The organism is Methylobacterium litchii (assembly GCF_038442315.1).
Taxonomy (GTDB): Bacteria; Pseudomonadota; Alphaproteobacteria; order Rhizobiales; family Beijerinckiaceae; genus Methylobacterium; species Methylobacterium litchii.
Genome location: NZ_JBBXMY010000002.1, coordinates 416,081 through 437,928, shown reverse-complemented (window position 1 = coordinate 437,928; position 21,848 = coordinate 416,081). Strand labels below are relative to the sequence as shown.

General features: G+C 69.4%; 23 protein-coding genes. 12 read left to right on the top strand and 11 right to left on the bottom strand.

All coding sequences use genetic code 11. From position 1 onward, the window contains the following. Positions 1 to 262 precede the first annotated feature (262 nt). The 6 genes from AAHF99_RS07260 (at position 263) to AAHF99_RS07235 (ending at position 5,590) form a co-directional block, all read left to right on the top strand. A complete protein-coding gene (locus AAHF99_RS07260) occupies positions 263 to 1,147 on the top strand; it encodes a DNA/RNA non-specific endonuclease (RefSeq protein WP_342163415.1) in 885 nt (294 codons plus the stop codon). 7 nt (positions 1,148 to 1,154) lie between these two features. Then, entirely contained in the window at positions 1,155 to 1,427 is a 273-nt protein-coding gene (locus tag AAHF99_RS07255; RefSeq protein WP_342163414.1) for a hypothetical protein, read from the top strand. 154 nt (positions 1,428 to 1,581) lie between these two features. Next, positions 1,582 to 3,234: an energy-dependent translational throttle protein EttA gene (ettA, locus tag AAHF99_RS07250; protein ID WP_342163413.1), complete on the top strand. Its 1,653-nt coding sequence runs from the start codon at positions 1,582 to 1,584 to the stop codon at positions 3,232 to 3,234. Positions 3,235 to 3,350: 116 nt separating this feature from the next. Continuing rightward, complete coding sequence (locus AAHF99_RS07245; RefSeq protein ID WP_342163411.1) at positions 3,351 to 4,274, top strand: alpha/beta hydrolase; 924 nt, start codon at positions 3,351 to 3,353, stop codon at positions 4,272 to 4,274. Between the two features lie 3 nt (positions 4,275 to 4,277). After that, a complete protein-coding gene (locus tag AAHF99_RS07240; RefSeq protein WP_342163410.1) occupies positions 4,278 to 5,438 on the top strand; it encodes an OpgC family protein in 1,161 nt (386 codons plus the stop codon). Next, complete coding sequence (locus tag AAHF99_RS07235) at positions 5,438 to 5,590, top strand: DUF2256 domain-containing protein (RefSeq protein WP_243957708.1); 153 nt, start codon at positions 5,438 to 5,440, stop codon at positions 5,588 to 5,590. The genes AAHF99_RS07240 and AAHF99_RS07235 overlap by 1 nt, the downstream gene beginning before the upstream one ends. Here AAHF99_RS07235 and AAHF99_RS07230 read toward each other — a convergent pair. Genes AAHF99_RS07230 through AAHF99_RS07215 form a run of 4 tightly spaced genes read right to left on the bottom strand, consistent with a single transcriptional unit; the run spans position 5,545 to position 8,213 of the window. After that, positions 5,545 to 6,174 carry a nucleotidyltransferase family protein gene (locus AAHF99_RS07230; RefSeq protein WP_342163409.1) on the bottom strand — a complete coding sequence of 210 codons (630 nt, stop codon included), beginning with the start codon at positions 6,172 to 6,174 and terminating at the stop codon, positions 5,545 to 5,547. The two genes, AAHF99_RS07235 and AAHF99_RS07230, sit on opposite strands and share 46 nt — an antisense overlap. After that, positions 6,167 to 7,192, bottom strand: a complete 1,026-nt coding sequence (locus AAHF99_RS07225; protein ID WP_342163408.1) for a molybdopterin-binding protein — start codon at positions 7,190 to 7,192, stop codon at positions 6,167 to 6,169. Before AAHF99_RS07225 ends, AAHF99_RS07230 begins: the two co-directional genes overlap by 8 nt. Continuing rightward, positions 7,189 to 7,890, bottom strand: a complete 702-nt coding sequence (locus AAHF99_RS07220) for an XdhC family protein (RefSeq protein WP_342163406.1) — start codon at positions 7,888 to 7,890, stop codon at positions 7,189 to 7,191. The genes AAHF99_RS07225 and AAHF99_RS07220 overlap by 4 nt, the downstream gene beginning before the upstream one ends. Next, a complete protein-coding gene (locus tag AAHF99_RS07215) occupies positions 7,890 to 8,213 on the bottom strand; it encodes an XdhC family protein (protein ID WP_342163405.1) in 324 nt (107 codons plus the stop codon). Before AAHF99_RS07215 ends, AAHF99_RS07220 begins: the two co-directional genes overlap by 1 nt. 225 nt (positions 8,214 to 8,438) lie before the next feature. Here AAHF99_RS07215 and AAHF99_RS07210 point away from each other — a divergent pair, with 225 nt between their 5' ends. Continuing rightward, positions 8,439 to 9,815, top strand: a complete 1,377-nt coding sequence (locus tag AAHF99_RS07210) for an ATP-binding protein (protein WP_342163464.1) — start codon at positions 8,439 to 8,441, stop codon at positions 9,813 to 9,815. 4 nt (positions 9,816 to 9,819) lie between these two features. On the opposite strand, the gene AAHF99_RS07205 is transcribed toward AAHF99_RS07210, so the two are convergent. Further along, entirely contained in the window at positions 9,820 to 9,993 is a 174-nt protein-coding gene (locus AAHF99_RS07205) for a hypothetical protein (RefSeq protein ID WP_342163404.1), read from the bottom strand. 315 nt (positions 9,994 to 10,308) lie between these two features. Between AAHF99_RS07205 and AAHF99_RS07200 the strand changes: the two genes are divergently transcribed. Continuing rightward, positions 10,309 to 10,500 carry a hypothetical protein gene (locus AAHF99_RS07200; RefSeq protein ID WP_342163402.1) on the top strand — a complete coding sequence of 64 codons (192 nt, stop codon included), beginning with the start codon at positions 10,309 to 10,311 and terminating at the stop codon, positions 10,498 to 10,500. 54 nt (positions 10,501 to 10,554) lie between these two features. Beyond that, on the top strand, positions 10,555 to 11,736 hold the full coding sequence (locus tag AAHF99_RS07195) for a pyridoxal phosphate-dependent aminotransferase (protein WP_342163401.1): 1,182 nt from the start codon (positions 10,555 to 10,557) through the stop codon (positions 11,734 to 11,736). On the opposite strand, the gene AAHF99_RS07190 is transcribed toward AAHF99_RS07195, so the two are convergent. From AAHF99_RS07190 to AAHF99_RS07180, 3 genes are all read right to left on the bottom strand, one after another. Beyond that, complete coding sequence (locus AAHF99_RS07190) at positions 11,733 to 12,056, bottom strand: hypothetical protein (RefSeq protein WP_342163400.1); 324 nt, start codon at positions 12,054 to 12,056, stop codon at positions 11,733 to 11,735. The two genes, AAHF99_RS07195 and AAHF99_RS07190, sit on opposite strands and share 4 nt — an antisense overlap. 179 nt (positions 12,057 to 12,235) lie before the next feature. Beyond that, positions 12,236 to 12,547: a hypothetical protein gene (locus AAHF99_RS07185; protein WP_342163399.1), complete on the bottom strand. Its 312-nt coding sequence runs from the start codon at positions 12,545 to 12,547 to the stop codon at positions 12,236 to 12,238. A 6-nt stretch (positions 12,548 to 12,553) separates the two neighbouring features. Continuing rightward, a complete protein-coding gene (locus AAHF99_RS07180; RefSeq protein ID WP_342163398.1) occupies positions 12,554 to 13,324 on the bottom strand; it encodes an MOSC domain-containing protein in 771 nt (256 codons plus the stop codon). Positions 13,325 to 13,521: 197 nt separating this feature from the next. Here AAHF99_RS07180 and clpB point away from each other — a divergent pair, with 197 nt between their 5' ends. Next, positions 13,522 to 16,140, top strand: a complete 2,619-nt coding sequence (gene clpB, locus AAHF99_RS07175; RefSeq protein WP_342163396.1) for an ATP-dependent chaperone ClpB — start codon at positions 13,522 to 13,524, stop codon at positions 16,138 to 16,140. A gap of 38 nt (positions 16,141 to 16,178) precedes the next feature. On the opposite strand, the gene AAHF99_RS07170 is transcribed toward clpB, so the two are convergent. Next, on the bottom strand, positions 16,179 to 17,963 hold the full coding sequence (locus AAHF99_RS07170; protein ID WP_412759844.1) for a chloride channel protein: 1,785 nt from the start codon (positions 17,961 to 17,963) through the stop codon (positions 16,179 to 16,181). A 69-nt stretch (positions 17,964 to 18,032) separates the two neighbouring features. Between AAHF99_RS07170 and AAHF99_RS07165 the strand changes: the two genes are divergently transcribed. Both AAHF99_RS07165 and AAHF99_RS07160 read left to right on the top strand, forming a co-directional pair. Further along, positions 18,033 to 18,488, top strand: a complete 456-nt coding sequence (locus tag AAHF99_RS07165) for a MarR family winged helix-turn-helix transcriptional regulator (RefSeq protein ID WP_342163395.1) — start codon at positions 18,033 to 18,035, stop codon at positions 18,486 to 18,488. Beyond that, entirely contained in the window at positions 18,485 to 19,513 is a 1,029-nt protein-coding gene (locus AAHF99_RS07160) for a hypothetical protein (RefSeq protein ID WP_342163393.1), read from the top strand. The genes AAHF99_RS07165 and AAHF99_RS07160 overlap by 4 nt, the downstream gene beginning before the upstream one ends. A gap of 4 nt (positions 19,514 to 19,517) precedes the next feature. On the opposite strand, the gene tgt is transcribed toward AAHF99_RS07160, so the two are convergent. Both tgt and queA read right to left on the bottom strand, forming a co-directional pair. Continuing rightward, positions 19,518 to 20,660, bottom strand: a complete 1,143-nt coding sequence (gene tgt / locus AAHF99_RS07155) for a tRNA guanosine(34) transglycosylase Tgt (protein WP_342163392.1) — start codon at positions 20,658 to 20,660, stop codon at positions 19,518 to 19,520. Further along, the gene (gene queA / locus AAHF99_RS07150; protein ID WP_342163391.1) at positions 20,657 to 21,754 is read right to left on the bottom strand and encodes a tRNA preQ1(34) S-adenosylmethionine ribosyltransferase-isomerase QueA; all 1,098 of its coding nucleotides are present in this window, start codon (positions 21,752 to 21,754) and stop codon (positions 20,657 to 20,659) included. Before queA ends, tgt begins: the two co-directional genes overlap by 4 nt. Between the last annotated feature and the right edge of the window lie 94 nt (positions 21,755 to 21,848).

Here is a 21,848-nt window from a genome sequence, read left to right as displayed (position 1 = left end):
GAGGTAATCCGTTGAGACCTGCTCGTCTCTGCAAGATCCTGCTGATCTCCATCATCCCATACTGCAGCCAAGCTTTGGCCGATCCGCGTGTGCCGGACGGCAACCTGGACTTCGCCTGTAACTTCCTCGGCATTTGCCCCGTCCGCACAGTGCCGGGAGGGCCGGACCGGGATGTGCGCCTCTTCGTCGATAGCCTCGGCCGACCCTGCGCGCGGCGTGATCGGCCGACCCCGGAGGGCACGCGGCACGTCCGGGCCTGCTGGTGACGAGCCTGCGTCTCGCCGCCCTCGCCCTGCTCGCCGCGACGGCCGCAACTACGGCCAAGGCGCAGACCTGCCCCGCCCTGTTCGCAGGCGGACAAGGGCCGGTGCTGGTCAATGCCAAGCTCACGGAGCGGACGACGGCCCTGTGCTTCGAAGCCTTCGCGGTGCTGCATTCCGGCGTGACCCGGACCCCACTCTATTCGGCCGAACATCTCACCCGCGAAAGCATCGCCGCCGCGCGGACGGTCGCCCGGGACGACACGTTCCACGAGGAGACGCGTCTGCCGCCGGAGGCCCGCGCGCGGCTGGAAGATTACGTCCGCAGCGGCTTCGACCGGGGCCATCTCGCCCCCGCCGCCGACATGCCGACCCTCTCGGCGCAGGTGGAATCGTTCAGCCTCGCGAACATCGTCCCGCAGGACAGGGCGATGAACCGGGGCATCTGGAGCGACATTGAAGAGAGCACCCGGCGTTTCGCGACGCGGCACGGCTCGGTCTACGTCGTGACCGGGGTGGTCTTCGCGGGCGAGTCCCTGCGCGAGATCGGCGAGGGCGTCCTTGTGCCGACCCAACTGTACAAAGCACTCTACGACCCGGCGACCGGGCAGGCCGGGGCCTATCTCGTGCCGAACGCGGCCGGGCGCGAGTGGAAGAGCCTCTCCCTCGACGAGCTTCGCACGGTGACGGGCGTCGATGTCTTCCCCGCCCTGCCGCCCGCCGCCAAGGCGAGCGCGATGACACTGCCGGATCCACAATCCGGCGGGCGCGGCGAGGCGCGGCGTCCGGACGGGTCGCAGGACCAGGGCTGGCGCGATTGGCTCTGGCGCGAGACGATGCGGGCGCTGAGAAAGGCCGTCCGCGAATTGCTGCGCGAGATCTTCTGAGGCGACGATGACGAAGACGACGCCCGACCGTTTCGAGCCCTTCGCGGACGAGGCTACCGTACGCAGCCTCGGCGGCCTGTCCATCGAGAACGGCACGGAGCGGATCGCCCTGCACGGCTCCCTCGACATCACCTGCGACAGGGCGGGGCTCGACGCGGCGCGGCGGCTGCGCGACACGGTCGAGGCCATCGTGAAGGCGCTGGAAGGACGGGAGCTGCCGGCGCAGGTGGCCGAGGCGCCCGAGGCGCCGCCGCGCGAGGTGAAGAACCCCTTCGCCTGAGCGGGGAGGGCGGGGCGATCCTTGCCGCTCTCCGGCCGTCCTGTTACTCGAGACGGATCATACGACACATCCTGACTCGCGCGACAGGGCCGGCCGAGATGCCCGCCGCCGTCCGCCGCGACTCGGACCCAATCCCGAACAAGGACGACCCGCGATGGCCCGCGAATTCATCTATCACATGAAGGGTCTGACCAAGGCCTACACCGGCGGCAAGAAGATCCTCGATAACGTCAACCTGTCCTTCTACCCCGATGCCAAGATCGGCGTGCTCGGCGTCAACGGCGCCGGCAAGTCGACCCTGCTCAAGATCATGGCCGGGATCGACACCGACTTCTCCGGCGACGGCTGGGTCGCGCAGGGCGCCCGCGTCGGCTACCTGCCGCAGGAGCCGCATCTCGATCCGAACAAGTCCGTCCGCGAGAACGTGATGGAGGGCGTGGCCGAGAAGCAGGCGATGCTCGACCGCTACAACGAGCTCGCGATGAACTACTCGGAGGAAACCGCCGACGAGATGACCGAGCTTCAGGACCGGATCGAGACGCTGGGCCTGTGGGAGCTGGATTCGAAGATCGATCAGGCGATGGAGGCCCTCGGCTGCCCGAGCGACGAGCAGCCCGTCGGCACCCTGTCGGGCGGTGAGCGCCGCCGCATCGCCCTCTGCCGCCTGCTGCTGTGGGAGCCGGAGCTTCTGCTCCTCGACGAGCCGACCAACCACCTCGACGCCGAAACGGTGAACTGGCTGGAAGGCCACCTGCGCCAGTATCCGGGCGCGATCCTGATCGTGACCCACGATCGCTACTTCCTCGACAACGTGACGAGCTGGATCCTCGAACTGGATCGCGGCAAGGGCATCCCCTACGAGGGCAACTACTCCTCCTGGCTGGTGCAGAAGCAGAAGCGCCTGGAGCAGGAGGGCCGCGAGGACATGGCCCGCCAGCGCTCCATCGCCCGCGAGCAGGAATGGATCTCGGCCTCGCCGAAGGCCCGGCAGACCAAGTCGAAGGCGCGCATCACCCGCTACGAGGAACTCGTGGCGAAGCAGCAGCAGAAGGTCGACGCCACGGCGCAGATCGTCATTCCGATCACCGAGCGGCTGGGCCAGAACGTCATCGAGTTCAACAAGCTCTCGAAGGCCTATGGCGAGCGCCTGCTGATCGAGGACCTGTCCTTCAAGCTGCCGCCGGGCGGCATCGTGGGGGTGATCGGCCCGAACGGCGCCGGCAAGACCACCCTGTTCAAGATGATCACCGGCAACGAGAAGCCCGACGACGGCGAGATCAAGATCGGCGAGAGCGTGCATCTCGGCTACGTCGATCAGAGCCGCGACGCTCTCGATCCCAACGCCACCGTCTGGCAGGAGATCTCCGGCGGCAACGACATCCTGTATTTCAACAAGCGCGAGATCAATTCGCGGGCCTATTGCGCGGCCTTCGCCTTCAAGGGCCCCGACCAGCAGAAGAAGGTCGGCACGCTCTCGGGTGGTGAGCGCAACCGCGTCCACCTCGCCGCGACCCTGCGCAAGGGCGGCAACGTGCTGCTCCTCGACGAGCCGACCAACGACCTCGACATGGAAACCCTCCGCGCCCTCGAAGAGGGTCTGGAGGATTACGCGGGCTGCGCGGTTATCATCAGCCACGATCGCTGGTTCCTGAACCGCATCGCGACCCACATCCTGGCCTTCGAGGGCGAGAGCCACGTCGAGTGGTTCGAGGGCAACTTCTCCGATTACGAGCAGGACAAGATGCGCCGCCTCGGCGCGGACTCGCTCATGCCGAAGAAGATCAAGTACAAGAAGTTCTCCCGGTAAGAAGCCAAGTCCCGGCGGCGTCTCGTCGCCGGGATCACCTGGCGGGGAACTTAACCCGCCCGACTGTCTTGCTTGGCAGCGGCGGCGACGGGATATGGCGGCCGCGGGAACGCCGCATGCCGGATCGCCGCTCGCTCTTCCTGGGCCTTGCCGCCGCCCTCTCCGTCGCGCCCGCGCGGGCGGTCGGCGCGCCGGAGCGGATCGCCCTCTGGCCCTCGACGCCGCCGGGTGGGGGAGGGCCGACAGGGCCGCTGCGCTGGGACGACAGCGGCGCCGTCAGCAACATCGCAACCCCCATCCTCGAAGCCTTCCTGCCGGATAAGCCGACCGGCGTTGCGGTGCTCGTCGCGGGGGGCGGCGGCTATGCCCGGATCGGCCTCGTGAAGGAGGCCTACCCAGCCGCCTATTGGCTCGCCGCGCAGGGCATCACCGCCTTCGTCCTCACCTACCGCCTGCCGCGCGAGGGCTGGAACGACGGACCCATCGTGGCCCTTCAGGACGCGCAGCGCGGGCTTCGGTTGATCCGCGCCCAGGCCGACCGCTTCCGCATCGATCCCGCCCGGCTCGGCATCATGGGCTTCTCGGCCGGCGGGCACCTCGCCGGCATGACCGCCTCACGCCCGGCGTTCCAATCCTATGCGCCGGTCGATGCGGCGGACGAGGGTTCGGCCCGGCCGGATTTCGCGAGCCTCATCTACCCGGTCGTCTCGGTGGAGGCGCCGAACGACAGGACCACCACCCGCCGCTCCCTGGTGGGCGAGGCGCCGAGCCAAGCCGACAGCGCGGCATGGTCGCTGCAGACCTATGTCCGGACGGGATGCCCGCCGATCTTCCTCGTCCAGACCGACGACGACCCGGTGATCGGCCCCGAGCATAGCCGCATCCTCGATGCCGCCTGCAAGGCGGCGCAGGTGCCGGTGGAGTATCACCGCTTCGCGCTGGGCGGTCACGGCTTTGGGATCGGCCAGTCAGAGACGCCGGTCGCCCTCTGGCCTCGTCTGTGCAGGCTGTGGCTTTCCAGCATTGCGCTGATGCGGTGAACGATGGACGCCCCAACCCCGGAGAGGACGGGCGGCGCGTGGACCGACGCGGCCGCCAAGCAGACCACGCGCAAGCGCGACCCACGGGTCGATGTGCTGCGCGGCCTCGCCCTGCTGATGATCTTCATCGACCACATCCCGCGCAACGCGCCGGCCGCCTTCACCCTGCACAATCTCGGCTTCTCGGATGCCGCCGAGATCTTCGTGCTGCTGGCGGGCTACTCGTCCATGGTCGCCTATGGCGGCATGTTCCGGCGCTCCGGCGTCCCGACGACGCTGCTGCGCATCGCGAAGCGCTGCCTGCGGATCTACCTGTTCCAGGCGGGGCTCCTCATCGCGACGCTGCTGATCGTGCGCGCCTGGATGAACATGACCGGGCTGGTGCCGCGCTTCGGCGTGAAGCCGCTTCTCGAAATGGGCCTGTGGCAGGGGATGCTGCGCGGCCTCTCCCTCAACGCCCTGCCGAACTACCTCGACATCCTGCCGCTCTACATCATCCTGCTGGCGCTGTTCCCCCTCGTCTATCTCGGGATCGCGCGGGGAATGTGGGGGGCGCTCGCGCTGTCGGCGACCCTCTGGATCGCCGCCAATGTCGATCACCAGCTCAACCTGCCGAACGCCGCCGCCGTCGATGACGGGTGGTACTTCAATCCGTTCGCGTGGCAGTTCCTGTTCGTGATCGGCGCCTGCCTCGCCGTGGCGGTGCGGAACGGCGGGGGCTACCTGCCCCGCATCCCCGTGCTGACGGTGGCGGCGGCCTGCTTCCTGGCTTTCTCGTTCTTTCAGGCGGGCTCATGGGGCGAGTGGGGCCTGCCCGACCTGCGCCCCCTGGCGATGGACCAGCCGGACAAGGGGCATGTCGCGCCCCTGCGGCTCATCAACATCGTGGCGCTGGCCTACCTGCTGTTCAGTACGCCCGCGATCCGCGCGCTTTCCGAGAAGCCGTTCCTGCGCGCGGCAGAGGCCTGCGGGAAGCACTCGCTGGAGATCTTCGCGGCCGGCTGCCTCGCCGCCCTGATCGGCCGCATTCTCTACCGGACCTTCGAACCGCTCTGGTGGTTGCAGATCCTCGTCAACGCCAGCGGCCTCGCGCTGATGCTCGGCCTCGGCCTCTATTTCGATGCACGCGCGCGCCGCCGCGCCGCCAGGACGGAGACAGCCTGATGCCGCCGATGCGCCGCAAGGGCGATCTGCCGACGAAGATCTGCGCGCAATGCGGCAAGCCGTTCGCGTGGCGCAAGAAGTGGGAGCGCGTATGGGACGAGGTCCGCTACTGCTCCGACCGCTGCCGCAGCGAGGCCAAGCGAGCGAAGTGATCTGAGGCCTGCGCCAGGGCATCGCGTGTATCGATGTCGAGGCTAGTCGAGGGATCGCCGTCGATTTCGATCACGTCCGAACGCCCGGCGAGGAGCGGCCCTGCGCCTCGGTCACCGCCGAGCGAGGCGATCTCGACCCCAAGCAGGCGCAGATTGAGGAGCACGGGGTTGCCCCGCCGCCCGCCATGGACGGGCACGATGGCCGCTGGTTTCGTCGCTGCCTGCTCGAAGACGTCCGCGATGCGGTCGATCAGGGCCGCGTCCACCAGGGGCATGTCGCCGAGCATCACGATGGCCGCGTCGCAATCCGGCAGGGTGGCGATGCCGGCCTTCAGCGAGGTGGAAAGCCCGTCCGCGTAGGCATCGTTGCGCACGACGATGAGGTCGAGGCCCGCGAGAGCCTGTCTCACCGCCGTGTCGTTGGCGCCCAGCACCGCGACGACCGGCCGAGGGCGAGCGGCCAGCGCCGCCTCCGCCGCGCGGCGCACGAGGGGAACGCCGTCGAGCAATGCGAGAAGCTTCGGCGCCTCACCGAACCGGGTGCCACGCCCGGCCGCGAGGACGACGATGCCGATCCTACTCATCGTCGCCCGCCGTCGCGCCGCCCGCGCGGGGCTGTGGGCGGGACACGATCTCCATAAGCAGCCCACCGACGCCCAGGGCCACGATGTCCGCGCGGCTCACCGGCACATCCGCGAGAAGGCGCTGCAGGATCCAATCGAACCCGTTCTCGCTGGGCGAGCGGGCGCAGCCCGGCGCGCCGATCACCGGCACATCGCCCCGCGCGCCCAGGAGCAGCAGGTTGCCGGGATCGACCGGCATACCGAGATGATCCACCCGACCTCCCGCCTGCTCGATCCCCGCCGGGATCACGTCGCGGCGGTCGGCGATGGCCGAGGCGCCGAACACCACCGTAAGGTCCGCCCCCGCCCCGTCGATGACCTCGGCGAGGCCGGACGCCACGCCCTCCGCCGTGTGGGGAACCCGCGTCTCTGCGACGATCTCCGCGCCGGTCGGCGCGAGGCGTTCGGCCAGCACGCGGAGCGTCTTGTCGATGGTCACATCCTTCAGGGAGGCGAGACGCGTCGAGACGACGCCGACGCGCCGCCGCCGGTAGGGCGCCACCGCGATGGCGCCGGCCTCGCCCTCGGCGCAGGCGCGGGCCAGGGTCGCGCTGCCCACCGCGTAGGGTATGATCTTCACGGTGGCGACCATCTCGCCCTCGGCCACCGGCTTGAAGGCCGGCAGGGTCGCGACGGTCACGGCCTCGTCCACGCCGTTCACGGAATCGATCCGGCCCCGGTCGATGAGCAGGATACCCCGGGACGTCGCGAAGAGGTTGCAGCGGCCGGTGAACGGTTCCTCCACCCGCAGGTTCTCCCCGGCCAGGATCGCGGCGAGCCGGCCCGCCGCCGCGTCCTCGCCGACGTCGCCGGTTTCGAGGGAGACGGCCACCACCTCACGCACGCCATCCGCTTCGAGCGTCGCGGCCATGGCGGGGGTGATGATCGAGCCTTTGCGCAGGGTCTCGCCCCCGCTGCGCAGGGAATGCGCGGTGATGAGCCCGGCGGATTCCGCCACCGGGACTGGGCCGAACCTCACGCGACCTCCGGCCTGGGGGCGCGACGCAACTCCGCGACGATCTCCGACAGGACGGAGAGGGCGATCTCGGCCGGGCTCACCGCGCCGATGGGCAGGCCGATGGGCGCGTGGATGCGGCCGATCTCGGCCTCCGTGAAGCCGGCCTGACCGAGCCGCGCCACGCGGGCGGCATGCGTCTTCCGCGAGCCGAGGGCGCCGATATAGAAGCACCCCGCCCGCAGACCCGCCGCGAGGGCTGGGTCGTCGATCTTCGGATCGTGGGTGAGGGCGGCGAGCGCGCAGTAGCGGTCGAGGGGCGGCACGGGCCCGGCGAAGGCCGTATCCGGCCATTCCGCCACGAGATCGATGCCGGGGAAGCGCTCCGGCGTGGCGAAGGCGGTGCGCGGGTCGATCACCGTCAGGGCGAGGTCGAGGGCGGCGGCCATCGGCGCCATCGCCTGCGAGATATGAACCCCGCCGATCACCACGAGCCGCACCGGCGGCACCTGCACGGTGAGAAAGGCTTGGCCCTCGCCGGTCTCCACGAGGCCGCTTTTGCCGGAGGCGAAGTGCTTGCGCAGCGTCTCGGCCAGGGGATCGGCCTCGATCTCGGACTCGCGCACGAGGCGCTGAGACCCATCGGGAATTGCGGTGACAAGGATCGCCGCCCGCCGCGCCGCGCGCTCCTCGTTCAAGGCGGCCAGGATATCCGCGCGCATCAGTCGACCCGTTCCACGAAGACGCGGATCCGCCCGCCGCAGGAAAGCCCGGCCCGCCACGCCGTCTCGTCGGCGACGCCGAATTCGAGCACGCGGGGCTGTCCGTTCTCGATCACGTCGGCAGCCTCCACCATGACCTCGCCCTCGACGCATCCGCCGGAGACCGAGCCGAGGAAATTGCCGTCGCCGTCGATGACGAGGTGGCTGCCCACCGGCCGGGGCGCCGAGCCCCAGGTCTCGATGACGGTGGCGAGGGCGACGTCGCGCCCCTCGCGCCGCCAGGTCTGGGCGGCGGTGAGAATGTCGGTATCGGTGCTGAGCATGGCCCCGCGCGCCTTGTTGGGAAGCGGGCCATGCCCGCTTAAAGAGAGGTATGGCTGCCGCGCCTCAGCGCAAGTCGCCCGACCTTGACGCCCGACCTTGGCGCCTCTTGCGCCGGCCGGTAGAAGGTGATCCCGCTTGGGGCCGGAGCCCATGCCGTCCATCGCCGAGATCACCCGCCGCAAGGCGCGCGGTTCGTGAACGCCGAGGATCCCGCCCTCGCGCGCATGCGGCGTGCGGCCGAGACGCCTTCCCGCGCCCTGTCGGCACCGCGCCGGCAGCTCAAGCGCCTGTCGCGGGCCATCGGCGACGTGCTGCCGAAGGGCCTCTACGCGCGCTCGCTCATCATCATCATCGCGCCGATGGTGCTGCTGCAATCGGTGATCGCCTACACCTTCATGGAGCGGCACTGGCAGCTCGTGACGAAGCGCCTTTCGGCGTCCGTGGTGGCGGACGTCGCCGCCCTCATCGACATCTACGAGAGCTACCCGCAGGACAAGGACGCCGACACTCTCTCGCGGATCGCGGGGGAGCGCCTGAACCTCGACCTCGACATCCTGGAGAACGCCAAGCTGCCCCCGCCGGGACCGCGGCCGTTCTTCTCGATCCTCGACGAGGCGCTGTCCGACGAGATCAAGCGGCAGATCCGCCGGCCGTTCTGGATCGACACGGTGGGCCGCTCGAACCTCATCGAGATCCGCGTGTCGATTCCCCAGGGGGTCATGCGCATCACCGCGCGGCGCTCACAGGCCTACGCCTCGAACTCGCACATCTTCCTCGTGTGGATGATGGGCTCGTCGCTGGTGCTGCTCGGCGTCGCGATCCTGTTCCTGCGCAATCAGATCAAGCCGATCCTGCGGCTCGCCGCCGTGGCGGAGGGGTTCGGCAAGGGCCGCGAGATCGAGTTCCGCCCGCGCGGCGCCCGCGAGGTGCGGCAGGCGGGCCATGCCTTCATCGAAATGAAGCGGCGCATCGAGCGGGCCATGGAGCAGCGCACGACGATGCTTAACGGCGTCAGCCACGATCTGCGCACCATCCTCACGCGCTTCCGGCTGTCGCTCGCGCTCTTCGAGAGCAGCGACGAGATCGACGACCTGACCCGCGACGTCGATGAGATGAGCCGGATGCTCGAAGGCTACCTCGCCTTCGCGCGGGGCGATTCGGCCGAGACCGCCACGCAGACCGACATGCGCGCTCTCCTCGAAGACCTGCGCACCGATGTGGAACGCCTCGGCGCGCACGTGTCGGAGGTGGAGCTGGTGGGCCGCCCCTTCGTGACGGTGCGGCCGGATGCCTTCCGCCGCTGCCTGTTCAACTTGGCCTCGAACGCCGCGCGCTACGGCGAGACGGTATCCATCACGGGCAAGCTTGAGACACGCAGCTTCTTCGTCTCCATCGAGGACGATGGTCCGGGCGTGCCGCCGGAGCGGCGGGAGGACGTGTTCAAGCCCTTCGTGCGGCTGGACGACGCGCGCCAGGATGCGGGCGGATCGGGCCTCGGCCTCGCCATCGCCCGCGACATCGCCCGCGCCCATGGCGGCGACATCACCCTGCACGACAGTTCGCTCGGTGGCCTGCGCGCCACCGTGCGGGTGCCGGCCTGATCGTTCAGGCGTCGGCGGGGCCGCGCAGACGGGTGTATTCGCTTTGGACGCTGCCCATCAGGTGCTGGACGCTAGCGCCGTCGAGCTTCGCCTTCGTCAGGCGGTCGAGGAGGCTCGCCTCGCCCTGCCACGCATAGCCGTGATCGAAGGGGAGATGGCGCAGCAGCAGCGGGCTCACCACCCTGTTCCGCCGATAGGCAGGATGCCGCACGAGGCGCGCGATCTGGCGCACGAGGGAATCGAGGTCGCCCGATCCGCTGGGAGAACCCGACCGATTCGCGGACGTAAACTGCATAGCGCTCCCCATGAAACCTTGATGTCTGTTTTGGGGCAGCTTCTGTAAATAAATTACTTGTTCCGACCTTCCGTGACGGGATGCCGCCGCCACGGCCAATCTCCCGCCGCACGGGGGGTGCCAACCGTCGCCGTGCGATGCTATGCAGGATACCTCACAGTTTGAGGCGCGCTCCGCGCCAGTTACCGAGTGCCCCGCATGAACCCGCTCGTTCCGCTGTTCATCCTCATCTCGCTGCCGCTCCTCGCGATCGGCCTGGTGCTCTACACGGATACGGGGATCGAGCCGGCCCTGTTCTACGCCTCGGTGAAGACCTTCATCATCCTCGGTGTCGTCTCGGTCGGCATGTCCGTTGCCGCGATGAAGCTGTCCGAGCGCACGAAGCCGTAAGGTGCGGCAGGCGGCTCGGCTCCCGTAGACGACGTTTCCGGCCCGGAGGCCGCCATGCTCCACGTTGTTCCGGCCTTCTCGCGCATCGGCGAGGAGAACGCCTTCGCCGTGCTCGCCCGCGCCCAGGCGCTGGCGGCCCAGGGGCGCGACATCATCAACCTCGGGATCGGCCAGCCCGACATGCCGACTCCGGCCCATGTGGTCGAAGCCGGCATCAAAGCCCTGCGCGATGGCCACCACGGCTACACGCCGGCCACCGGCATCCTGCCCCTGCGGGAAGCGATTGCTCGGGACATCCTCCGCCGGCACGATGTCGACGTCTCGCCCGAATCGGTGATGGTCGTGCCGGGCGGCAAGGTCACCATGTTCATGGCGATCCTGATGTTCGGTGAGCCCGGCGCCGAGATCCTGTATCCGGACCCCGGCTTCCCGATCTACCGCTCGATGATCGAGTACACGGGCGCGACCCCCGTGCCGGTGCCGATCCGCGAGGAGAACGGCTTCGCCTTCTCGGCGGCGGAAACGCTCTCGCTGATCACGCCGAAGACGCGGCTGCTGATCGTCAACTCGCCGGCCAATCCCTGTGGCGGCGTCAGCCCGAAATCGGAGATCGACGCTCTGGTGAAGGGTCTCGCCGACTACCCCGACGTGGCGGTGCTGTCGGACGAGATCTACGGCACCATGACCTATGACGGGGAGGTGCATCACTCCCTGCTCGCGTATCCCGAAATCCGCGACCGGCTGATCTATCTCGATGGAGCTTCCAAGACTTACGCCATGACCGGCTGGCGGCTCGGCTGGTCCGTGTGGCCGAAGCCCCTCTACGAGAACGCCCGCAAGCTCGCGGTGAACGCCCATTCCTGCGTCAACGCCGCGACCCAATGGGCCGGCATCGCCGCCCTCGACGGCCCGCAGGATTGCGTCGCCGAGATGGTCGCGGAGTTCGACCGCCGCCGGTCCATCGTGGTGGACGGGCTCAACGCCCTGCCGGGCGTGTCCTGCATCGTGCCGAAGGGTGCGTTCTACGCCTTCCCGAACGTGTCCCGCACCGGGTGGAAGGCCAAGGCCCTCGCCTCTGCGCTCCTGGACGAGGCGGGCGTCGCGACGATCGGCGGCCCGGATTTCGGCGTCCACGGCGAAGGCTTCATCCGCCTGTCCTACGCGAACTCGGCCGAGAACATCCGCCGCGCGTTGGATCGGATGAAGGATTTCCTGGAGAGCCGGACGGCGGCTTAGCCGGCCGGATCGGCCTCGCTTGGGCCGAGAAGATCGGCCACCCGTTCGGGCAATGCCGGCTCAGACCAGACCCAGTCGGTGAAACCGGCGGGAAGCGCCGCGAGCCTCGCCCTTGCTTCATCGAGGGTGGTGCTCCGGCGCGGTCCCGCCTGGATGCCTGCATGGGCGGCGCGCTTCATCTTGACGGTGCGCGCGGGAAACCGGCGCCCCCCGAGGCCCGGATTGACCGTCAGCGCTGCGACCGACAACGCCCTGCCTGCCGCACGCCCTGTTCGGACATGCAGGCCGGTCTGATCGAAACGATGAGAAGCGCGGTTCACGGGTTGAGCCTCCGCTTGAAAAGATAGACCGGAAGTCCCGGTGGCGCCACCCGAGCGTAACCGTGCGCGAGATACCGGTCCTCGACCTCTTCGAATGGGTCGATCAGCCGGGTTTCCAGCAGGTTCTGCGCCAGGGCCTGGGCCTCGAGCGCGGCAACAGCGAGGGGCAGGATCCGGCCCTAGAGCGAGTGGGGTTCCGGGCATCCTTCGAGGTAGTTGATTGCCAGCCAATCGGCCCCAGCCTTCCCATAGGCGAGGCCGCAGAGCACCCCATCCCACCAGAACGCGATCTCGAAATGGCCGCCGCCGCGCCGCTTGACGACGCGCGTCCAATCCCAAGACACGCGGCGGGGCGGCATTCGCCAGCGGCGCGCTGCCTGTAGGGCCGCGAACGAGATGCCGGTGATCTGCAGTTCGGGCCGCCGGAGGTCGAGTTGCAGACGCTCACGGACGCTTTGGCGGAGGGCTTCGTGTTCGGCCTCGCTGGCCAAGAATCGCTACCCCACCACCCGCAAATAATCCCCGGCGGCCAGCCCACCCCCGGCGATGATCTCCATGTAGACGCCGAGGTCGCGGTGGCCGAGGCGCTTGTCGATGGTCCATGGAATGTCGAGGTCGCGGGCGCCGGTCTCCGGATCGACGTTGGTGGCGGCGCAGCGCACCGTCCGCTTCGTCACCTTGAACCGCAGGCCGCTCGGCGCCTCGATGACCTGCCCAAGCATGTCGAGTTCGGCGAAGGGGGCCAGCCCCTCCACCAGCAGGTTGCCGCGAAAGCGCAGCGGGTTCACCGGGACGCCGAGTTCGTCCTCCAGCATCTGCACGCTCGCCCGGTTGATGAGCGAGACGTAGCCGATCGGCGAGTCGGTGAAGCGGTGCTGCGGCGGGGCTTCGAGCACCTTCGGCTCGCCCTTCAGGGCGCCGGGTACGAAGCGGCGCAGGAAATCCTCAAGGGCTTCACGCCCTTCGGCCTTGTCGAGCTTGGCAGCAAGGGTTTCGCCGTCGCCCTCCACGTGCAGCGTCGCGGTCGCGTCCTCGTAGCGGGTGCGTAGGCGGGCTAGAGCCTCGTCCCGCATCAGCATCAGGTACTTCGTCTTCGGCTGGTGGCGGTAGGCCACCGAGTTGAAGCCGGAGGGGCCGTTCTCGACCGCGTAGAGGCGGTCACCGGGGAAGAAGCCGCTCGTTTCCAGATCGACGCGGTCCACTCGCTCGGGGCTCAAGCCCTTCACCGGATAGCGGTAGAGGGCGCTGACGTGAATCAATGCGGTCATGCGCGGATCGTGGCCCTGAAGTGACATGTCGCGCAAGAGCGTCGTCGGGTCTTGTGGTGCGCATTTGCAACACCACATCCGGACAGTCGGTGGCCGTGAAGCGCCGATGCCCTCGCGCGGCAGATTGCCGGAGGGCGACGTTTCGGTGGCGCCGCGCCTCGTGTGGGCGGCGGATGCCGGTACGGGAGAGGCGATACATGAATTTCGAGAAGTACACAGAACGCGCCCGCGGCTTCGTGCAGGCGGCGCAGAATCTCGCCATGCGCGAGGGCCATCCCCAATTGCAGCCGGGCCACCTGCTCAAGGTGCTGCTCGACGATCCCGAGGGCCTGTGCGCGGGCCTCATCGACCGGGCCGGCGGCCAGTCCCGCGTGGCTCTGGCGCAGACCGAGCAGTGGCTCGCCAAGCAGCCGAAGGTGTCCGGCAACGCGGCCGCCCCGCAGGCGACGCGCGAACTCGTGCGCCTGTTCGACACCGCCGAGAGCGCCGCTCAGAAGGCCGGCGATTCCTATGTCACCGTCGAGCGGCTTCTCCTCGCCATCGCGGTGGAGAAGGAATCGGAAGCCGGCCGTGCCTTGCAGGCCGCCGGCGTCACGCCCGCGTCGCTGAACGCGGCGATCAACACCCTGCGCAAGGGTCGCACCGCCGACAACGCCAGCGCCGAGAACAGCTACGACGCGCTGAAGAAGTATGCCCGCGACCTCACCGAGGCGGCGCGCACCGGCAAGCTCGACCCGGTCATCGGCCGCGACGAGGAGATCCGGCGCACCATCCAGGTCCTGTCCCGGCGCACCAAGAACAATCCCGTGCTCATTGGCGAGCCCGGCGTCGGCAAGACCGCCATCGTGGAGGGTCTGGCGTTGCGCATCGTCAACGGCGACGTGCCCGAATCCCTCAAGGAGAAGAGCCTGCTCGCCCTCGACATGGGCTCGCTGATCGCGGGCGCGAAGTATCGCGGCGAGTTCGAGGAGCGGCTGAAGGGCGTGCTCTCCGAGGTCACGGCGGCGGAGGGCGGGATCATCCTGTTCATCGACGAGATGCACACCCTCGTCGGCGCAGGGAAGGCGGACGGGGCGATGGACGCCTCGAACCTGCTGAAGCCCGCGCTCGCCCGTGGCGAATTGCACTGCGTCGGCGCGACAACGCTGGACGAGTACCGCAAGCACGTCGAGAAGGACGCGGCGCTCGCCCGGCGCTTCCAGCCGGTCTTCGTCTCGGAGCCCACCGTGGAGGACACGGTGTCGATCCTGCGCGGCCTGAAGGAGAAGTACGAGCAGCACCACGGCGTGCGCATCCAGGATTCGGCCCTGGTCGCGGCGGCGACGCTGTCGAACCGCTACATCACCGACCGTTTCCTGCCCGACAAGGCCATCGACCTCGTGGACGAGGCCGGCTCGCGGCTGCGGATGCAGGTCGATTCGAAGCCGGAGGAGCTGGATTCCGTCGATCGGGAGATCGTGCGCCTGAAGATCGAGGGCGAGGCCCTGAAGAAGGAGACCGATTCCGCTTCCCGCGACCGCCTCGTGCGGCTGGAGAAGGAACTCGGCGACCTTGAGGAGCGCTCGGCCGCGATCACGGCGCGTTGGAAGGCCGAGAAGGACAAGCTCGGCACGGCGGCCGATCTCAAGAAGAAGCTCGACGAGGCGCGCAACGAACTCGCCGCCGCCCAGCGGCAGGGGCAGTACCAGCGCGCGGGCGAACTCGCCTACGGCATCATCCCCGGGCTGGAAAAGCAGCTTGCGGACACCGAGGGTTCCGAGAACGGGCGCGGCCTTATGGAAGAGGCGGTGACGCCGAGCCACATCGCGGGCGTCGTCTCGCGCTGGACCGGCGTGCCCGTCGACAAGATGCTCGAAGGCGAGCGCGAGAAGCTGCTCGCGATGGAGACGGCGTTGGCGAATCGCGTCGTCGGCCAGCGCGAGGCGGTGGAAGCGGTGGCGACCGCCGTGCGCCGCGCCCGCGCCGGGTTGCAGGATCCGAACCGGCCTATCGGCTCGTTCATGTTCCTCGGCCCGACGGGCGTCGGCAAGACGGAGCTGACCAAGGCCTTGGCCGGCTTCCTGTTCGACGACGACACGGCGCTCGTGCGCATCGACATGTCCGAGTACATGGAGAAGCACGCGGTCGCCCGGCTGATCGGCGCGCCTCCCGGCTATGTCGGCTACGAGGAGGGCGGCGCGTTGACCGAGGCGGTGCGCCGCCGGCCGTATCAGGTCGTGCTGTTCGATGAGGTCGAGAAGGCGCATCCGGACGTGTTCAACGTCCTGCTGCAGGTGCTGGATGACGGACGCCTGACGGACGGGCAGGGGCGGACGGTGGATTTCCGCAACACGCTCCTGATCATGACCTCGAACCTCGGGGCGGAATACCTCGTGAACCAGCCCGCCGGGCAGGACACGGAGGCCGTGCGGGACGAGGTGATGGGCGTGGTGCGCAGCCACTTCCGGCCGGAATTCCTGAACCGGGTCGACGAAATCATCCTGTTCCACCGCCTCAAGCGGGAGGAGATGGGTGCCATCGTCGAGATCCAGCTCGGGCGGCTTCAGAAGCTCCTGGACGAGCGTAAGATCGTCCTCACGGTGGACGAGGATGCGCGCAACTGGCTCGCCGACAAGGGCTACGACCCGGCCTACGGGGCGCGGCCCCTAAAGCGGGTGATCCAGAAGAACGTGCAGGACCCGCTGGCGGAATTGCTGCTCGCGGGGAAGGTCCACGACGGCGAGCACGTACCGGTCCATCTCGGGCCTGCCGGCCTGATGATCGGCGACCTCACGGTCGGCGCGGAACGGCGCCCGGCGGATGCCACGTTGAACTGACGGATGGGGAGGGGGGCCTAGCGCCCCCTTCTTTTTGTTTAGGCTCGTTTCCTCCGTAGGTAGGCCTGCCGCTCGCCCTCGGCTTGCAACGAGGCGGCGCGGATGCGCAGCAGATCGCGGCGGGTGAGGAGACCGACGAGGGCGCCGCCCTCCGCCTCGGTCACGAGAAGCCGCCCGCTGCCGTCGGCCAGCATCACGTCGAGGGCGTGGGAGACCACGTCGCCCGGATGCACCACCGGCAGACTCGCATCGGAAAGCCGTTCGGCCAGCGTCTCGCCCGCGCTCTCGTCGTCCTCCCGCGTCCAGAGCAGGATCTCGGCCCGCGAGACGATGGCCACCGGACGGCCCGTCGCGTCGGTGACGGGGTAGGCGTCGTGGCGGCCGGCCTCGATGGCGGCGGCGGCTTCCGCGATCGTCAGGCTCGCGCCAAGGGTCTCGACCTCTGTCGTCATCACCGCGCCGACGCGGGTGAACTCGTAGGGATCGATCCCGTATTCGCGCGTCACGTGCAGGCCGCGCCGGGCGATCTTCTCCGTAAGGATCGAGCGCTTCAGCAGAAGCACGCTGACGGCATAGGCCGCCATGGTCGCGGCCAGCAGCGGCGCCAGCGCGCCAGCATCGCCCGTCACCTCCACCGCGAACACGATTCCCGTGAGTGGCGCGGGCAGGGTGCCGCCGAGCATCGCGGCCATGCCGAGCAAGGCCCAGAAGCCGTGCGCGCCGGGCAGCACGGCCGCCGCGAGCGAACCGAAGGCACCGCCGAGGATCAGCAGCGGCGCCAGCACGCCGCCGGAGGTGCCGGACGCCAAAGCCACCAGCCAGATCACGGCCTTCACGACGAGGATCGTCGCCACCACCGACAGGGCCATGTGCCCGTCGAGGAAGCCCCGGATCACATCGTAGCCGACGCCGAGGGCGCGGGGCTCGATCAGCCCGCCGAGGCCGACGACGACGGCGCCGAGTGCCGGCCACCACATCCAGTGGACCGGCAGGCGCCGGAACGCATCCTCCAGCCCGTAGAGCAGGCGGGTGAGGAGCCCCGACAGCAGCCCGCAGGCGAGGCCGAGCACGACGCAGGCCGGCAGGCCCCACCAGGGCAGGGCCGGGTTGTCGGAGAAGGGAAAGAGCGGCCCGGTCTCGAACAGGGCCGGGCGCCACGCCATGGCCGTCGCGGCGGCGACCGTCACCGGCACGAGACTGCGCGGGCGCCATTCGAACAGCAGCACCTCGAGAGCCAGCAGCACGGCGGCGACCGGCGTGCCGAAGATCGCGGTCATGCCGGCGGCGGCGCCGGAGACGAGGAGCGTGCGCCGCTCGATGGCCGACAGATGGAAGAATTGCGCGTAGAGCGAGCCGATGGCCCCGCCCGTGACGATGATCGGTCCCTCCGCGCCGAACGGCCCGCCGCTGCCGATGGCGATGGCCGATGAGAGCGGCTTCAGCACGGCGACCTTGGGCGACATCCGGCTGCCGCCGATGAGGATCGCCTCCATCGCCTCCGGGATGCCGTGGCCCCGGATCTTCTCCGAGCCGTATCGCGCCATCACGCCGACGATCAGCGCACCGACGACGGGAATGGCGACCATCCACAGCCCGCGTGGCGCCGTGGCGAGGGAGGTGAGCGCCGTATCGAACCGGCCGAACCAGGCGAGGTTCGTCACGAGCCCGATCAGCGCCAGCAGCACCCAGGCGGCGCCCACCGCCGCCGAACCGATGATCACCGCCATGCCGGTGAGCAGCAGGATCCGCCTATCGACGGTGAAATCCGAAAGCGTTCGGCGCACCGGGCTATGGCCCGTCGCCTTCGTGGATGACATGTCCATTCCAACCTCCTGCGGCGGAAAATACATCGTGTTACGATATATTCCAGTGCGGTGGGGTCGGAGGCAGGTATGAGCGCCGAGCGGAACGATGGGCTCTCGCCCGAGCAATACGCGGCGCTGGCGGCCTTCCGGTACCGGCTGCGCCGCTTCCTCGCCTTCAGCGAGGCGGAGGCGGCCAAGCACGGCCTCCCGACGCAGCAACATCAGGCGTTGCTGACCATTGCCGGGCACGGCGGCGGCGGACCGGCCACGGTGGGGCTGCTCGCGGAGCAGTTGATGATCGCACCGCACACCGCCGCCGAATTGGTGTCGCGGATGGTCGAGGCCGGGTTGCTCACCAAGGCGCGGGGTACGCAGGACCGGCGCCGCGCCGAGCTGAGCCTCACGCCGCACGCCTCCGCGCTGCTGCAGGACCTGACCGAGGCGCATCTGCGCGAGTTGCGCGACTTCGGCCCCGCCCTCGTCGCAGCGCTGGCGGGGGACGCCGAAAAAGCGACGCAATCGCCGCCGACGAGCCCCGCGTGAGCCCGACGATTCCCACCACTACCGCGTGGCGGCGCTTCTCCCGCGATGCCCTCGGCGCGACGCTCCTGGCGGGGCTCGCCATCGTCGCCTTCATCGCGGCGGCCGATCCCTATGGCCTGCGGGCGGCGCCGGGGCATCCGCCAGGCCCCATCGTGGATACGAACCAACGGCTCTCCTACCCGGCCATCGCGCGGGGCGGGGATTTCAATGCTGCCGTCTTCGGCACCTCGACGGCGCGGCTCCTCGATCCGGCGATGCTCGACGCGGCCCTCAATGCCCATTTCGCGAACCTCGCGGTGAACGCCGCCACGCCCGACGAGCAGATGCGTCTCGCCGCCCTGTTCCTGGCCCGGCGCCCGGTGAAGGCGGTGCTGTTCGGGCTCGACGCGCCATGGTGTGCCGCGCATCCGGCCGCGCGCTCAAGCCACGCCTTCCCGGATTGGCTCTACGAGGAAGGGGCGCCCTGGGGCGTTCTGCGTCAGGCCAACCTGCGGGGCCTGACGGCGGCGGTGAACGCGGTACAGGTGCGGTTCGGGGATGGTCGCCCGCGTATCCGGGGCGACGGCTACGGCGTATTCACCCCCCCCGAGGCGAGCTACGACGCCGCCCGCGCCAACGCCCATATCGCGGCGGGGTCGGGCGATCCGAACGCGCCCTCCGATCCGCCCGAGGCGCCGTTCCCGGCCCTCGACGCGCTCGACGCGGTGCTCGCATCACTCCCGTCCGAAACTGAAAAGATCGTCGCCTTCATGCCAGTCCATGCGGGGGCGCAGGGTCAACCCGGAACACCGATGGGCCGCCGGGAGGAGGCCTGCAAGGCGAAGGCGGCGGAGATTGGCGCGCGGCGTCATGCCCTGGTCATTGACTTCCGCCGGATCTCCCCCGTCACGGCCGAGAACACGAACTACTGGGATGCCCTGCATTACCGCCTGCCCATCGCGGCGCGGGTCGTTGCCGGGCTGAAGGACGCCGCGCGAGGCGGCGGGGACGATCCGCAGGGCTTCTACCGGGTGCTGGCGCGCTGAACCCTCAGGCGGGCTGCCGTTCGGCCCGTGCCCAGCCCTCGCGGGTTTCAGCGCAGTAATCGGCGAAGCGCCCCTCGCGGATGGCGGCGCGGGCGCCGGCCATGAGGTCCTGATAGTAGGCGAGGTTGTTCCACGTCAGCAACATCATCCCCAGGATCTCGTTCGAGCGGACGAGATGGTGGAGATAGGCGCGGGAATAGTCGCGGGCGGCGGGGCAGGTCGATTGCTTGTCCAGGGGCTCGATGGCCTCGGCCCAGCGGGCGTTGCGCAGGTTCACCCGGCCGTGGCGGGTATAGGCGAGGCCGTGACGACCGGCGCGGGTCGGCATCACGCAATCGAACATATCGATCCCGCGCGCGACCGAACCGAGAATGTCGTCCGGCGTGCCGACGCCCATCAGGTAGCGCGGCTTGTCTTGCGGCAGGTGCGGTTCGGTGGCCTCGATCATCGCAAACATCACCGCCTGCGGCTCGCCCACCGCGAGGCCGCCGATGGCGTAGCCCTTGAGGTCGAGGTCCACGAGGGCGCGGGCGCTCTCGGCGCGGAGGTCGGGCAGGTCGCCGCCCTGCACGATGCCGAACATCGCCTTCCCCGGCTGTTCGCCGAAAGCCACCTTGCAGCGCTCGGCCCAACGCAGCGACAGGCGCATCGCCTTCTCGACCTCGTCACGCTCGGCGGGCAGGCGCACGCATTCATCGAGCTGCATCTGGATGTCGGAGCCGAGCAGGCCCTGGATCTCGATGGAGCGCTCCGGGCTCATGGCATGGGCGGTGCCATCGATATGCGAGCGGAAGGTCACGCCGCTCTCGTCGATCTTGCGCAGGGCCGACAGGGACATGACCTGGAAGCCGCCCGAATCGGTGAGGATCGGCCCGCTCCATTGCATGAAGTGGTGCAGGCCGCCGAGGCGGGCCATCCGCTCGGCGCCGGGCCGGAGCATCAGGTGATAGGTGTTGCCGAGCACGACGTCGGCGCCCAGATCGCGGACCTGATCGGCATACATCGCCTTCACCGTGGCGGCGGTGCCGACCGGCATGAAGGCCGGGGTGCGGATCGTGCCGCGCGGTATGGCGATTTCGCCGGTGCGGGCGGCGCCGTCCTGCCCGTGGAGGGTGAAGCCGAACGTCGTCGCAGTCTCGGAGGTCATCGCGTGGCTCCCGCTGCGGCCGGAAACAGCAGGCTCGCATCGCCGTAGGAGTAGAAGCGGTAGCCCGTCTCGATGGCGTGGGCATAGGCCGCCCGCATCGTCTCGAGGCCGGAGAAGGCGCTCACCAGCATGAACAGCGTCGAGCGCGGCAGGTGGAAGTTCGTCACCAGGGCATCGACCGCGCGGAAGCGGTAGCCTGGCGTGATGAAGATGTCGGTGGGGCCGGAGAAGGGGGCGATCCGTCCGTCTTCGCCCGCCGCGCTCTCCAGAAGCCGCATCGCGGTCGTGCCCACGGCGACGATGCGCCCCCCCGCCGCCCGCGTGCGGTTCAAAGCCTCGGCGGTGTCGGCGTCGAGATCGCCGATCTCGCTGTGCATCCGGTGGCCGTCGGTGTCGTCGGCCTTGACCGGCAGGAAGGTGCCCGCGCCGACATGCAGCGTGACGTGGTGCCGGCTGAGCCCCGCCGCGTCGATGGCGCCGAGCAGCGCATCGGAGAAGTGCAGGCCGGCGGTGGGCGCGGCGACGGCGCCGGGCTCGCGGGCATAGACCGTCTGGTAGTCGCTGGCGTCGCGGGCATCGGCCGGGCGCTTGCCGGCGATGTAGGGCGGCAGCGGCAATTCCCCGAGGGCGGCGATCCGCTCATCGAGGAGGGGCCCCGCCAGCTCGAAGCGCAGGACGATCTCGCCGGCCTCGCCCTTCTCCGCCACACTCGCCCGCAGGCGCGTCGCCTCGCAGGCTGTGCCCTCGGCGGCCTGCCCGAAGGTGAGATCATCGTCGGGGGCGAGGCGCTTTGCCGGGCGGGCGAAGGCACGCCACCGGTCCGGGGCCTCGCGCATGTGGAGCATCACCTCCGTGCGCTGGCCCGGTGCGCCGGGGCGGGTGCGGACGCCGTGCAGCCGCGCGGGAATCACGCGGGTGTCGTTGAAGACGAGGGCATCGCCCGGCCTCAGCAGGGTCGGCAGATCGCGAATCACCCTGTCGGACAGGGTTTGCCCTGGGGCCACCACGAGGAGGCGCGCCGCGTCCCGCGGCTCGGCAGGGCGGAGCGCGATGCTCGCCTCGGGCAGATCGAAATCGAAGAGGTCCACGCGCATCGGCGGGTGCGTGCACCGAACAGGCCGGCGATTCAACCGTCGCCAGAGCCGCGGCAAAAAGAAACCCGCCCGGCGGCGCCGGACGGGTTTCCTT

Coding starts and splice junctions, on each gene's coding strand:
- AAHF99_RS07255 (WP_342163414.1), top strand. CDS start 1,155: ATGACGAAGACGACGCCCGACCGTTTCGAGCCCTTCGCGGACGAGGCT.
- ettA (WP_342163413.1), top strand. CDS start 1,582: ATGGCCCGCGAATTCATCTATCACATGAAGGGTCTGACCAAGGCCTAC.
- AAHF99_RS07245 (WP_342163411.1), top strand. CDS start 3,351: ATGCCGGATCGCCGCTCGCTCTTCCTGGGCCTTGCCGCCGCCCTCTCC.
- AAHF99_RS07240 (WP_342163410.1), top strand. CDS start 4,278: ATGGACGCCCCAACCCCGGAGAGGACGGGCGGCGCGTGGACCGACGCG.
- AAHF99_RS07235 (WP_243957708.1), top strand. CDS start 5,438: ATGCCGCCGATGCGCCGCAAGGGCGATCTGCCGACGAAGATCTGCGCG.
- AAHF99_RS07230 (WP_342163409.1), bottom strand. CDS start 6,174: ATGAGTAGGATCGGCATCGTCGTCCTCGCGGCCGGGCGTGGCACCCGG.
- AAHF99_RS07220 (WP_342163406.1), bottom strand. CDS start 7,890: ATGCGCGCGGATATCCTGGCCGCCTTGAACGAGGAGCGCGCGGCGCGG.
- AAHF99_RS07215 (WP_342163405.1), bottom strand. CDS start 8,213: ATGCTCAGCACCGATACCGACATTCTCACCGCCGCCCAGACCTGGCGG.
- AAHF99_RS07210 (WP_342163464.1), top strand. CDS start 8,439: ATGCGGCGTGCGGCCGAGACGCCTTCCCGCGCCCTGTCGGCACCGCGC.
- AAHF99_RS07200 (WP_342163402.1), top strand. CDS start 10,309: ATGAACCCGCTCGTTCCGCTGTTCATCCTCATCTCGCTGCCGCTCCTC.
- AAHF99_RS07195 (WP_342163401.1), top strand. CDS start 10,555: ATGCTCCACGTTGTTCCGGCCTTCTCGCGCATCGGCGAGGAGAACGCC.
- AAHF99_RS07180 (WP_342163398.1), bottom strand. CDS start 13,324: ATGACCGCATTGATTCACGTCAGCGCCCTCTACCGCTATCCGGTGAAG.
- clpB (WP_342163396.1), top strand. CDS start 13,522: ATGAATTTCGAGAAGTACACAGAACGCGCCCGCGGCTTCGTGCAGGCG.
- AAHF99_RS07170 (WP_412759844.1), bottom strand. CDS start 17,963: ATGGACATGTCATCCACGAAGGCGACGGGCCATAGCCCGGTGCGCCGA.
- AAHF99_RS07165 (WP_342163395.1), top strand. CDS start 18,033: ATGAGCGCCGAGCGGAACGATGGGCTCTCGCCCGAGCAATACGCGGCG.
- tgt (WP_342163392.1), bottom strand. CDS start 20,660: ATGACCTCCGAGACTGCGACGACGTTCGGCTTCACCCTCCACGGGCAG.
- queA (WP_342163391.1), bottom strand. CDS start 21,754: ATGCGCGTGGACCTCTTCGATTTCGATCTGCCCGAGGCGAGCATCGCG.